This window comes from Nonomuraea sp. NPDC049637 (assembly GCF_040675235.1).
In the GTDB taxonomy this organism is placed as follows: Bacteria; Actinomycetota; Actinomycetes; order Streptosporangiales; family Streptosporangiaceae; genus Nonomuraea.
Map to the genome: position 1 here is coordinate 53,416 of NZ_JBFAOM010000036.1, position 12,072 is coordinate 65,487.

General features: G+C 72.4%; 10 protein-coding genes. 5 read left to right on the forward strand and 5 right to left on the reverse strand.

The window, feature by feature from the left end; all coding sequences use genetic code 11:
- Positions 1 to 85: 85 nt before the first annotated feature.
- Positions 86 to 493 carry a MarR family transcriptional regulator gene (locus tag AB0J71_RS36565; RefSeq protein ID WP_352320471.1) on the reverse strand — a complete coding sequence of 136 codons (408 nt, stop codon included), beginning with the start codon at positions 491 to 493 and terminating at the stop codon, positions 86 to 88.
- Positions 494 to 2,192: 1,699 nt separating this feature from the next.
- Here AB0J71_RS36565 and AB0J71_RS36570 point away from each other — a divergent pair.
- Positions 2,193 to 2,459: a DUF4190 domain-containing protein gene (locus tag AB0J71_RS36570; RefSeq protein WP_352320472.1), complete on the forward strand. Its 267-nt coding sequence runs from the start codon at positions 2,193 to 2,195 to the stop codon at positions 2,457 to 2,459.
- Here AB0J71_RS36570 and AB0J71_RS36575 read toward each other — a convergent pair.
- Positions 2,456 to 2,893 (reverse strand): sterol carrier family protein, encoded by a 438-nt coding sequence (locus tag AB0J71_RS36575; protein ID WP_352320474.1) that lies wholly within the window; start codon positions 2,891 to 2,893, stop codon positions 2,456 to 2,458. The two genes, AB0J71_RS36570 and AB0J71_RS36575, sit on opposite strands and share 4 nt — an antisense overlap.
- Positions 2,894 to 3,007: 114 nt before the next feature.
- Between AB0J71_RS36575 and AB0J71_RS36580 the strand changes: the two genes are divergently transcribed.
- A complete protein-coding gene (locus AB0J71_RS36580) occupies positions 3,008 to 5,092 on the forward strand; it encodes a PhoX family phosphatase (RefSeq protein WP_352320476.1) in 2,085 nt (694 codons plus the stop codon).
- A 63-nt stretch (positions 5,093 to 5,155) separates the two neighbouring features.
- On the forward strand, positions 5,156 to 7,036 hold the full coding sequence (locus tag AB0J71_RS36585; protein WP_352320477.1) for an ABC transporter ATP-binding protein: 1,881 nt from the start codon (positions 5,156 to 5,158) through the stop codon (positions 7,034 to 7,036).
- Here AB0J71_RS36585 and AB0J71_RS36590 read toward each other — a convergent pair.
- Positions 6,997 to 8,418: an MFS transporter gene (locus AB0J71_RS36590; protein WP_364418505.1), complete on the reverse strand. Its 1,422-nt coding sequence runs from the start codon at positions 8,416 to 8,418 to the stop codon at positions 6,997 to 6,999. The two genes, AB0J71_RS36585 and AB0J71_RS36590, sit on opposite strands and share 40 nt — an antisense overlap.
- Positions 8,419 to 8,491: 73 nt before the next feature.
- Here AB0J71_RS36590 and AB0J71_RS36595 point away from each other — a divergent pair, with 73 nt between their 5' ends.
- Together AB0J71_RS36595 and AB0J71_RS36600 are read left to right on the forward strand one after the other, a co-directional pair.
- On the forward strand, positions 8,492 to 9,145 hold the full coding sequence (locus AB0J71_RS36595; protein ID WP_352320539.1) for a TetR family transcriptional regulator: 654 nt from the start codon (positions 8,492 to 8,494) through the stop codon (positions 9,143 to 9,145).
- Between the two features lie 10 nt (positions 9,146 to 9,155).
- Entirely contained in the window at positions 9,156 to 9,902 is a 747-nt protein-coding gene (locus tag AB0J71_RS36600) for a methylenetetrahydrofolate reductase (RefSeq protein WP_352320480.1), read from the forward strand.
- On the opposite strand, the gene AB0J71_RS36605 is transcribed toward AB0J71_RS36600, so the two are convergent.
- Positions 9,863 to 11,332: an MFS transporter gene (locus tag AB0J71_RS36605; protein ID WP_352320482.1), complete on the reverse strand. Its 1,470-nt coding sequence runs from the start codon at positions 11,330 to 11,332 to the stop codon at positions 9,863 to 9,865. The genes AB0J71_RS36600 and AB0J71_RS36605 overlap by 40 nt on opposite strands.
- A 45-nt stretch (positions 11,333 to 11,377) precedes the next feature.
- Entirely contained in the window at positions 11,378 to 12,040 is a 663-nt protein-coding gene (locus AB0J71_RS36610; RefSeq protein ID WP_352320484.1) for a Crp/Fnr family transcriptional regulator, read from the reverse strand.
- Positions 12,041 to 12,072 lie beyond the last annotated feature (32 nt).

A 12,072-nucleotide genomic window follows, 5' to 3' on the forward strand; every position in this document is an offset into this window, starting at 1 on the left:
CTCTTGATTGATTAGCCGACTAATTAGCCAGCTAAGTCCTTTGTGGGTGCTGGAGGCAAGGGGGTTTCGCTCTTGGTGAAGAGAGTTACTGGGGGATGGCGCGGACGAGGCGGGACAGCAGGGCGCGTTCGGTGTCGTCCAGGCCGTGCTGGAGTTCTTCGTCGGTCCTGGCCCAGATCTCCTCGACCGGCTGGCGCAGCGCCTTGCCGGCCTCCGTCAGGTGCACGCGGCCCACCCGCGGGCGGTCGGGGTCGGGGGAGCGGTGGACGAAGCCCGCGCGTTCCAGGCGCTGGAGGGTCTTGGTGACGGTCGGCGGCTCAACGCCCAGCCGGGCGATCAGCTCGCCCTGGGTGAGGCCGTCCTGCCGCCACAGCTGGTTGAGCAGCAGCTCCTGGCCCGTGTGCAGGCCCAGTGGCGCCAGGGCGGCGGCCATCCGGTTGCGGTGGGTCTTCATGACCATGATCAGGGCGTACGTCAGGGTCTCGTCCAGCATGCACTCATCTTGCCCGCCGCCTGCCGCTTTGGCGCATGGTGACCCAAGGATGGCGGCCGTCTTACCGTGTCGTGCGCTTTAGCCGATGCCCTCCGCGAAAAGGTGAAGTATCCGGCATGCAGACCCGTCGGGAGACGCAGACGTGACCACACCTGGGGACCCCAACGAACCCCGCGAGGGGCAGGACCCGCAGCACCGCGAAGGCCACCCCCGCGAGGGCCGGCCCGAATCCGCGCCGCCGCAGCACACGCCCGAAGGGAGGCGGGAGGGGACGGCCGAGGAGGAGCGGCCGGCGCCCGAGGAGGAGCCGCCGGAGATCGGGCCGTACGAGGGCGGGCCGACGAGCAACGAGTGGCGCCCGAGCGAGTGGGCCGTCGGCGGCCCGCCCGGCGCGGGGCCGACCGGCGGCGCCGGCACCCCGGAGGGCTGGACCGCCCCCGACCACGAACACGCCCCCGACCACGCCCCTGGACCCGAGCACGCCTCTGGACCCGAGCAGTTCTCTGGACCCGAGCACGCCCCTCGTCACGCGGACACTCCGGAGGGCGCAGCCCCAGGCGGAGGCGTAGGTCCCGGAGAGGGAGGCCGGTCGGGCGGCGGGCGGCACGAGGGCGAACAGCCCGACGAGCGGACCGGCGAGCGGACCGGCGAGCAGCCCGGCGAGCAGCCCGGCGAGCAGCCCGGCGAACGGCCGGGGGAGCGGCAGGCCGGGCGGTCTGAGGGCGAAGGAGCTGGGGGGCGGTCCGGGGGTGGGCGGTGGGCGGATGAGTGGCCGTTCGAGGAGGAGCGGGAGGGCGAGGAGCCGATCGCGCCCGTGCCACCCGTGGTGCCACCGCCGCCACCCGACGTGCCGCCGTCGCACGAGCCCAGGCCCGGGGGACGTCCCGACCATCCCGACCTGCCCACCTCGCCCGAGACGCCGCAACCGGCCGAGGGCGGCGGCACCGGCGGGACGCGATGGTCTGGCAGGGACGCCGAGGAGACGCAGGTCTATCCGATGCCCGGCGGCACCCCGGCCTATCCGGGCTGGGGCACGCAACCGGACGAGGAGCCGAGCCGCCCCGCGCCCTCCCGGTACGAATACGGCGACGTGCCCACCTTCGAGCCCCCGCCCACCGGCACCCACGCGGCCGGCGGCCCCGAGGAGCCGGGCGCGCGGCCGGGCGGCGCGGAGGGCGGTACGGAGGGCGGTACGGAGGGCCCACGAGGTGCGGAAGGCCCAGGAGGCATCGAGCGCCCCGGAGGCGCCGTAGGCAGGGGTGCCACCGCGGGCGCGGAAGGCGTGACGCCCCCCTCCGTAGGCGCAGGAGGACCCACAGGAGGTCCTGGCGCACCTTACGGGGGCGAGGGAGCCTACGGCGGGCCGGGGGCCTACGGGGGCGAGGGAGCCTACACCGGGCCCACGGCGGCCGGCGGAGGTGGTGAGGGGCCGTATGGCGGGCCGGGGGTCGGCGGGGGCGGTGAGGGGGCCTATGGGGGGTCGGCGGCGGCTGGCGGGCGTTATGAGGCGCCGGGGGCGTACGAGACCGGGGGCCGGGACGCGTCCGTCCCCGGCACCACCCCCTCCAGCCCCTACGGCGGCCCGCCCGGTTACGGCCCGCCACCGGGAGCCCCCGCCTACGGCCAGTACGGCCCCTACGGCGCCCAGCCGCCTGCGCCGCCCGGCAGCGGCCTGGCCACCGCCTCGCTGGTGCTGGGCGTGGCCAGCCCGTTCCTGGTGTTCGTCTGCTTCACCGGCGTGCTCACCGCGATCCTGTCGATCGTCTTCGGCTGTGTGGCGCTCGCCAAGCGCGTGGGCAGGGGCCGGGCCATCGCCGGGATCGTGATCAGCGCGCTGTCGCTGGTGTTGTTCGCGATCGTCGCGATCTGGTTCTGGAAGGTGGTCCAGGAGTGCGGCCAGCTTCCCGGCCAGCTCGCCGACCAGTGCTTCGAGAGCAGGTTCCCCTGGATGAGCAAGGGCCGCTAGAGCGGCAGGTGGGCTGACAGGTCGGCGCGGGAGCCGCTCGCCGCGACCGAGCCCCTGGCCACGGCCTCGTCCCAGGTGAGCCGGCCGAGCGCGAGCTCCAGCCAGGTGCGGGCGTCGGTCTCCACCACGTTCGGCGGTGTGCCGCGGGTGTGGCGGGGGCCGGGGACGGCCTGGACGGCCGCGTAGGGCGGCACGCGCACCTCGACCGTGCGGCCGGGAGCGGCGGCGGCCAGCTTCTCCAGCAGGTGGCGCACCGCCTGCCGGGCCGCGTCGCGTTCGGGGGCGAGCCCGCGGTCGTAGGCGGTCAGCACCGCGGCGACCAGGGCGTCGGGCAGGGCCGATGCGGGGCCGTCGTAGGGCGGTTCGTCGAGGGCGACGAGCTGGCCGTCGAGGGCCGCGCGCAGCTTCTCCGGGTCGATCTTGCGTGGTGGCACGAGTCCATTGTCTCGCGGCAAGCGTTCATCGGGACGGAGGTCGTCGTTCACCCCGGGTTTCGTCGGCGACCGTAACGTCCCCGCCGTACAACCGCGCACATATCTGGAGGACCTGTGGCGAACCCTGAGGCGGGGCGGCTGCTGCCGCTGCTTTCCACCCCGCACAAAGGTGGCCGATCCGCTCTGACCTGTCAGTTCCGTTGCGGGAACGCGTGCGCGCACGACGTGGCCAACACGACGGGCAACGCCTACTTCGGCGACGTGGTGAAGGAGGCGCTGACGCGCCGCGGCGTGCTGCGCGCGGGCGCGCTCGGCGCGCTGGTGGCGGGCGTGGGCGTGGCGGGCGCGGTCCCGGCGTTCGCCGACGAGCCGGCGGCCGAGGCGGCCGCCGAGACCGCCGCCGGGCCGGTCGCGGAGGGCCTGCGCGGCCGGAGCGGGATCGCCTTCACCCCGGTGCCGCCGAACAAGGACGACGCGCTGCGCATCCCCGACGGCTACAACTCCTCCGTGGTCGTGCGCTGGGGCGACCCGGTGCTGCCCGACGCGCCGGCCTTCGACTTCGCCAACCAGACGGCCGACGCCCAGAACAAGCAGTTCGGCTACAACTGCGACTACGTGACGTTCTTCCCGATGGGCCACAACCGCGGCCTGCTGTGGGTGAACCACGAGTACACCGACGAGAACCTGATGTTCCGCGGGTACACGGGCGGCGCGGCGGCGACCGAGGAGCAGATCAAGATCGCGCTGGCCGCGCACGGCGGCTCGGTCGTGGAGATCGAGCGGGCGCACGGCACCGGCGAGTGGAAGCTCACCACCAAGGGCCGCCGCCGCTACAACCGGCGCGTCACCGCGCAGACGCCGATGCGCTTCTCCGGCCCCGCCGCCGGTCACGCCCTGCTCAGGACGGCCGCCGACCCCAAGGGCCTGGCGCCGGTCGGCATGCTGAACAACTGCTCGGGCGGTTCCACCCCGTGGGGCACGGTCCTGACCGCCGAGGAGAACTTCGACCAGTACTTCGTCAACGGCGACAAGGTGCCCGAGGCGCAGCGGCCGTACATCTCGCGGTACACGATCACGACGGGCACCCCGGCGGGCAACCGCCGTTTCGACCGGGTCGAGGAGCGCTTCGACCTGGCCAAGCACCCGAACGAGGCCAACAGGTTCGGGTGGATCGTGGAGATCGACCCGTTCGACCCGGACTCCACGCCCGTCAAGCGCACCGCGCTCGGCAGGTTCAAGCACGAGGCCGCCAACACCACCCTGGCCAGGGACGGCCGCCTGGTCGTCTACATGGGTGACGACTCGCGCTTCGAGTACATCTACAAGTTCGTCTCCAAGAACCGGTACATCCCCGGCTTCGACCGCCACAACCGCACCCTGCTGGACGAGGGCACCCTGTACGTCGCCAAGTTCACCGGCGACAGCCCGGCCGCCGAGATCGACGGCTCCGGCAAGCTGCCCTCCGACGGGCTGTTCGACGGCTCGGGCCAGTGGATCCCGCTGGTGTCGGGCGACAGGTCGTACGTGGACGGCATGACCGCCGCCGAGGTGCTGGTCTACACCCGTACGGCGGCCGACAAGGTCGGGGCGACCAAGATGGACCGTCCGGAGGACATGGAGCGCAACCCGGTCACCGGCGGCGTCTACGTGGCCCTGACCAACAACTCCAACCGCACCGCCGCCCAGGTGGACGAGGCCAACCCGCGCCCGTCCAACAAGCACGGTCACATCCTGGAGGTGGCCGAGCGGCGCAACGACGCGGGCGAGACCACCTTCGCCTGGTCGCTCCCGCTCGTCTGCGGCGACCCGAACGACCCCGCGACGTACTTCGCCGGCTTCGACAAGACCAAGGTCTCGCCGATCTCGTGCCCGGACAACGTGACGTTCGACGCCGACGGCAACCTGTGGATCTCCACCGACGGCAACCAGCTCGGCAGCAACGACGGCCTGTTCGTCATGCCGGTGCGCGGCTCCGACCGCGGTCACCTGCGCCAGTTCCTCACGGTCCCGCTCGGCGCGGAGACCTGCGGCCCGCTGGTCACCGAGGACCAGAAGAGCGTGTTCGTGGCCGTGCAGCACCCGGGCGAGATCGACGGCGCGACCCCGGACAACCCGGCCAGCCGCTGGCCCGACGGCGACCAGCCGCGCCCGTCGGTGGCGGTGGTCTGGCACGGCAGGGGCAGGAAGATCGGCAGCTGATACCCGGCTCCCCGGCGAAAACCGGTTGACCTCAAGTTAACTTGAGGAAATAGTCTCCCATGCATGAGCATGGAAGTGACCGCCTGGCATCAGCTTTACTCGATGAACAACCGGCCGGAGCGTCGCCCGCTGAACAGGGCGACGCTCCGGCGTATCGGCGGGTTCGCCCGTCCCCACCGGCGCAGGATCGTGCTGTTCCTGGTGCTCAGCGTGGTGCTGGCAGGGTTGGCCGTGGTGTCGCCGCTGCTCGCGGGGCGGGTGGTCGACGCGATCTTCAACGGTGAGCCGCTCGGCGTGGTGGTCGTGGTCGCGCTGCTGATCGCGGGCCTGGCGCTCGCCGAGGCCGGGCTCGGCCTGCTCAACCGCTGGCAGTCGGCCACCATCGGCGAAGGGCTGATCCTCGACCTGCGCACGGCGGTCTTCGACCACGTGCAGCGGATGCCGGTCGCGTTCTTCATGCGCACGCGTACCGGGGCCCTGGTGAGCCGGTTGAACAACGACGTGATCGGCGCGCAGCGGGCCTTCACCGACACCTTGTCCAGCGTGGCGGGCAACCTGGTGCAGCTCGTGCTGACGCTCACCGTGATGATCGGCATCTCGTGGCAGATCACGCTGCTCGCGCTGCTGCTCCTGCCGGTGTTCGTGCTGCCCGCGCGCCGGATGGGCGTCAGGATCGCGCGGCTGCGGCGCGAGGCCGCCGACCACAACGCCGCCATGGGCACCCAGATGACCGAGCGGTTCTCCGCGCCGGGCGCGACGCTGGTGAAGCTGTTCGGCCGTCCGGCGCGCGAGTCCGCGGAGTTCGCCGCGCGGGCGCGGCGGGTGCGCGACATCGGCGTGCGCTCGGCCATGAACCAGTCGGTGTTCGTCACGGCCCTGACCCTGGTCTCGGCGCTCGCGCTGGCCCTCGTCTACGGCCTCGGCGGCTTCTACGCCCTGCGCGACCAGCTCGAACCCGGCGCCGTGGTGTCGCTGGCCCTGCTGCTGACCCGCCTCTACGCGCCCCTGACCGCCCTGGCCAGCGCCCGGGTGGACGTGATGAGCGCCCTGGTCAGCTTCGAGCGCGTCTTCGAGGTGCTCGACCTCAAGCCGCTGATCCAGGAGCGCCCGGACGCCCGCGACGTCCCCGAGGGCCCGGTCGCGGTCGAGTTCGACGACGTGCGCTTCGCCTACCCCGCCGCCGACAAGGTGTCGCTGGCCTCGCTGGAGGAGGTCGCCACGCTGGACTCGCGGGGCGGCGAGGAGGTGCTGCACGGCATCTCGTTCACGGCCCTGCCGGGCCAGATGGTGGCGCTGGTGGGCTCGTCGGGGGCCGGCAAGTCCACGATCGCCCAGCTGCTGCCCAGGCTGTACGACGTCGACTCCGGCGCGGTCCGCCTCGGCGGCGTGGACGTACGGGACCTGACCTTCGACGCCATCCGCGACACCCTCGGCATGGTCACCCAGGACGGCCACCTCTTCCACGACACGATCAGGGAGAACCTGCTGCTGGCCAGGCCGGCGGCGAGCGAGGAGGAGATCTGGGACGCCCTGTCCAGGGCCCGGCTGCGGACGCTGATCGAGTCGCTGCCCGACGGCCTGGACACGGTGGTCGGCGAGCGCGGCTACCGGCTGTCCGGCGGCGAGCGCCAGCGGCTGACGATCGCCCGGCTCCTGCTGGCCAGGCCGCGCGTGGTGATCCTGGACGAGGCCACCGCCGCGCTCGACTCCACCTCCGAGGCGGCCGTGCAGGAGGCCCTGGGGGAGGCGCTGGCGGGCCGGACCGCCGTGGTGATCGCGCACCGGCTGTCGACCGTGCGGGCGGCCGACCAGATCCTGGTGATCGAGGACGGCCGCGTGGCCGAGCGGGGCACGCACGCCGAACTGCTGGCCATGGGCGGCCGCTACGAGGAGCTGTACCGCACTCAGTTCGACGAGCCGACGGTCGCGGGGGCGGTGGCCTGAGGCTCGTCCGTCACCGGCGGGCGGCGGGACGGGCGCAGCGCGTACAGGCCGAGCGGGACGGCGGCCAGCACGATCACCGCCGCGATGACGAGCGTGAACTGGTAGGCGTCGAGGAAGGCGGCCGGCGGGGGCTGATCGCTCCCGCTCTGGCGGGAGCTGAGGATCGCGCCCAGCACGGTGATGCCGAGCAGGCCGAACACCTCCCGCGAGACGTTCAGCACGCCTGAGGCCACGCCCGCCCTGTCCTTGGGCAGGCCGCCGAGGATCGCCGAGGTCAGCGGCACCAGCAGGCCGCCGCCGAGGCCGTAGAGCAGGAACCAGGGGGCGACGTCGGCGTAGTCGCCGTCGGCCCCGACGCCGGAGATCAGGTAGATCGCCGCGCCCATGAGCGCCATGCCGAGCGCCACCGTGCGGCCGGTGCCGAGCCGCGCGGAGATCCGCTGCGACGTGATGGCGACGACCGCCATGACCAGGGCCATCGGCACGAACGCCAGGCCGGCCTGCGTGGGGGAGAAGCCGAGCACGTTCTGCAGCCACAGGGCGCTGAAGAAGTAGATGCCGAACACGCCGAACGACCAGATGCCCATGGTCAGCGCGCCGCCGGTGAACACCCGCGAGCGGAAGAGCGACAGGTCGATCATCGGGCGCTCGGACTGCGTCTCGACCAGCGCGAACGCCACGGCGGCCGCCGCCGCGAGCCCGAACGCGGCCAGGATCTCGGCCGACGTCCATCCGGCGCGGTCGCCCTCGATGAGCGCGTAGGTGAGGGAGACCAGCGCGAGCGCCGAGGTGGCCAGGCCGGGCAGGTCGAGCCGGTGCCGCCGGCGGGTGAACGCGGGCCGGACCGCCCACAGGGCCAGGCCGAGGGTGGCGATCCCGATCGGCACGTTGATCAGGTAGATCCAGCCCCAGTGCAGGTGCTCGCTGATGAAACCGCCGGCCGCCGGGCCGAGCGCCATGGACAGCGCCCCGGACGCGCTCCAGACGCCCACGGCCCTGCCGCGCTCGCCGGGCTCGGGGAAGATCTGGCTGATCAGGGTGAGCGACGTGGGCGTGAGCAGCGCCGCCCCCACGCCCTGGACGGCCCGCGCCGCGATCAGCGCGCCGCCCGAGGTGGCCAGCCCGGCGCCCAGCGAGGCCGCGGTGAAGACGGAGAGCCCGGCCAGGAACACCACGCGGGCCCCGAACAGGTCCGCCAGCCGGCCGCCGACCAGCATGAGCCCGGCGAAGACCAGGATGTACGAGCTCACGATCCACTCCAGCCCGGAGATCGTCAGCCCGAGCTCCCGCTGGATCGTCGGCAACGCGACGTTCCCCACGTTGTTGTCGAGATAGGTCATGAACGTGCCCGACGTCACGGCACCCAGCGCCCACCATCGCATGTCGCCAACCTCCTATACGCCGTACTTGTACGTCGTACAGTTCAACTTGTACGGCGTATAGTTGTCAACCGTGATGGGAAAACTGGACGCGCGGGCCATCGCCGAGCGTGCGCTGGAGATCGGCGACACCGAGGGGCTCGACGCCGTGACGATCCGCCGGCTGGCGAGCGACCTGGGCGTGACGCCGATGGCCCTCTACTGGCACTTCAAGAACAAGGACCAGCTCCTGGTCGGCATGGCCGACCACCTGATCGGCGGCTTCGTGCCGGAGCCGGCCGACGAGCGGCCCTGGCAGGAGCAGCTCCGCGACCTGACCCAGGGGCTCATCAGGACCCTGCGCACCCATCCCTGCGCCAAGAACGTCATCGAGCAGATCGACCCGATCTCCGTCCCCAACTTCCTGGTCGTCTGGGACAAGGCGCTGGGCCTGGCCCGTACGGCCGGGTTCGACGTGGAGGAGAGCTGCCTGATCACCAAGTACCTGCTGCAGAGCGCCCTGTCGATCGCCGACGCGCCCGTGCACTTCAAGGCCGGCCGGACCGGTGAGGAGATCGCCGAGCTGGTCAGGGGCAAGCGGGCCGGCCTCCAGTCGCTGCCGCCGGAGAAGTACCCGTACCTGGTCGAGATGGCTTCACCGCTGGTCGCGGGCGCCGACCCGGCCTTCTACGACTCCTTCGGCGTCGATCTCGTGCTGCGCGGCATCGAGGCGCTGGCCGCCGGGCGTTAGGGTCGGGATCATGCCTTTCGAGCTGGTCTGCGAGATCGAACCGCCCACCAAGCCCGATCTGAAGCGCGTACGCCACCAGATCGGCACGCTCAGCCAGGTCGCCCATTCCTTCCTGATCCCCGACAACCACATCGGCCGGGCCACCGTGTCCAGCGTGGCCGTGGCCCACGAGGTCGAGGCGATGGGCGGGCGCAGCATCGCCTGTCTCAACTCCCGCGACCGCAACCTGCTCGGCTTCCACCGCGACCTGCTGACGGCCGCGGCGTACGGCGTCGACCAGTTCCTGTTCGTCCACGGCGACAAGCCGGCCAGCGGCAGCCGGACCAGCGACCTGACGGTCCGCTCGATGATCGAGGAGGCCAGGGGCTTCTCGCCGGCCTTCCGCGTCGGCGCGGCGGCCGGGCTGCGCCCGCTGCCGGCCTGGAAGCGCGCGGCCGACTTCCTGTTCGCCCAGGTCAGCTTCTCGGTCGAGGCACAGGTCCGGTGGCGCGAGGCCAACCAGGTCGACGTGCCGGTCTACGCGGGCGTCATGGTGCTGGCCAGCGAGCGCCACGCCCGTACGCTGGCCGCCGCCATCCCCGACATCGCCCTGCCCGGCGAGCTGGTCGAGCGGGTGGCCGCCGACCGCATGGCGGGCGTCGAGGCGGCCTGCGAGCAGGTGTTCGCGCTGCGCGACTCGGGCGCGTTCGACGGCGTGCACCTCATCCCGGTCTCGCGCTACCGCGACGTGGAGTCGAGGCTCGCCGGAGCCCTCTGAGAGCGGGCGAGCGCGGCCAGCACCGCGCCGGCCAGCGCCACGGCGAACAGCACCGCGTACGCCCGCTGAAAGCCGTCCATGAGCTGCCCGACGGCCACCGGGGAGAGCGTGGACAGCGTGCCCGCGTACACCTGGGCGCGCAGCGCCGGGCCCACGGAGCTGGTCACGACGCTGAGCGACAGGCCCACGCTGATCACGATGCCGACGTTCATGATCATGACTCGGAAGCCGTTGACCACGCCCAGGCTGCCGCTCGGCAGGGCGGCCATGACCTGGGTGGTGTTGCCGGTCAGGAACGTCCCGCTGCCGCAGCCGGCCACGAACAGGGCGATCCCCGTCACCCAGTACGGCGTCGCCGGGTCGGCCGTCAGCATCAGCGTGCCGAGCCCGAGCGCGCTCATCGCCGCGCCGCCGATCGACAGCCCGTACGGCGAGACCCGCGGGCCGAGCAGGCCCGCGATCGGCGAGGCCAGCCCGATGCCCACCGGCACCGGCAGCACGCTCAGCCCGGCCGAGAACGCGTCGAGCCCGCGCGCCGCCTGGAAGTAGAGCGCGACCACCAGGATCAGCGCGGACCGCGCGAGCGCGTTGCAGAAGGAGGCCAGGTTCGCGTAGGCCAGCAGTCGGCCGCCGAACAGCCGCAGGTCCAGCACCGGGTTGGTGGAGCGCCGCTCGGCCAGCACGATCAGCGGCACCAGCAGCACGAACAGCGCCGCCCCCGTCAGGACGACCGGGCTGGTCAGGCCGCCCGACCCGGCCTCGTTGACCGCCAGCAGCACCGCCGACAGCGCGGCGAACACCAGCACGTTGCCGAGCGCGTCCACCGGCTGCCTGGGCCTCTTCGGCATCTTGCGTAAGATCACCGCGCCCCAGCCGAGCGCGATCAGCCCGGCGGGCACGTTCACCCAGAAGATCCACTGCCAGCCGGCGGTCTCGGCGATCAGGCCGCCGAGCGTCGGACCGGCGAGCTGGGCCACCGACAGCGTGCCGATGTAGACGCCCATGCCCTGGCTGAGCCGTTCGGGCGGGAACGCGTCGGTGATGATCACCGTGCCGTTGGCCAGGATCATGGCTGAGCCGATCGCCTGGAGCACGCGCATGCCGACCAGGAACCAGACGTCCGGTGACAAGCCGGCCAGCAGCGAGGCCGCGGTGAACAGGGCGAAGCCCGCCAGGTACACCTCGCGCCGCCCGAGCAGGTCGGCGACCCGGCCGAAGAACACCAGGCTCGCGGTGTTGACCAGCAGGAACGCCAGCAGGATCCATCCCGACTGCGTCGCGTCGGCCCGGAAGTGCCGCACGACGGTCGGCAGCGCGACGTTGAGCGTGCTGCCGGCGATGCCGATGAGGACGAGGCCCAGGCTGGTGACCGAGCACACGCGCCAGGCGTAGCGCATGCGGGTGCCGGCTTCGGGGGTGACCGCGACCATGCCTCCCACTATGACGTACGTCGTACGTCCGTTTTGTACCAGGGGTCACCTGGCTCGCTTCCGTAACCCCTCGACGTCGTGGATGACCACCCGTCGCCGGCCGGTCTCGATGAGCCCGCGGTCGCGCAGGGAGCGCAGCGCCTTGCTGACCGCCTCCCGTGAGGAGCCCGTCCAGCCGGCCAGCTCGTCCTGGCTGAGCGGCAGGGCCACGCGCACGCCGGTGCTGGTGCGCTCGCCGTACCGGTCGGCCAGTTCGAGCAGCCGGGTCGCCACCCGGCCGGTGGTGTCGAACGCGCCGTACTCGACGCGTTTGCGGTCGGCGTCGCGCAGCCGGCCGACGACCAGTTGCAGGAGCAGGACGGCGATGCGGCCGTGCGCGGCCAGGAAACCGCTGAAGTCGCGGACCACGATGCCCTCGATGGGCTCCAGCGCGGTCACGGTGGCCGAGCGCGGCGAGCCGTCCACGGCCGACATGTCGCCCAGCAGCGCCCCCGGGCCGCGGACCGCGAGGACCACCTCGGTGCCGCCGCTCGTGTGCGAGGACACCTTGACCCGGCCCTGCGTCAGCACGAGCACCCAGTCGGCCGCGTCGCCCTCGGTGATCACCGTCGTGCCGCGGTCCCATCGGCGCGGGCGCCCGGCGGCTCGCAGCGCCTCGATCTCCTCGGCGGTGAGCAGGGAAAGGAACTCGCCGGGCTCTGGATCCATGCGCCGATTATGTACGTACGGCTATTGCCGTT

Excerpts from the sequence above, each read along its gene's own strand:
- AB0J71_RS36600 (WP_352320480.1), top strand. The coding sequence starts at position 9,156 with ATGCCTTTCGAGCTGGTCTGCGAGATCGAACCGCCCACCAAGCCCGAT.
- AB0J71_RS36595 (WP_352320539.1), top strand. The coding sequence starts at position 8,492 with ATGGGAAAACTGGACGCGCGGGCCATCGCCGAGCGTGCGCTGGAGATC.
- AB0J71_RS36605 (WP_352320482.1), bottom strand. The coding sequence starts at position 11,332 with ATGGTCGCGGTCACCCCCGAAGCCGGCACCCGCATGCGCTACGCCTGG.
- AB0J71_RS36610 (WP_352320484.1), bottom strand. The coding sequence starts at position 12,040 with ATGGATCCAGAGCCCGGCGAGTTCCTTTCCCTGCTCACCGCCGAGGAG.
- AB0J71_RS36585 (WP_352320477.1), top strand. The coding sequence starts at position 5,156 with ATGAGCATGGAAGTGACCGCCTGGCATCAGCTTTACTCGATGAACAAC.
- AB0J71_RS36565 (WP_352320471.1), bottom strand. The coding sequence starts at position 493 with ATGCTGGACGAGACCCTGACGTACGCCCTGATCATGGTCATGAAGACC.
- AB0J71_RS36590 (WP_364418505.1), bottom strand. The coding sequence starts at position 8,418 with ATGCGATGGTGGGCGCTGGGTGCCGTGACGTCGGGCACGTTCATGACC.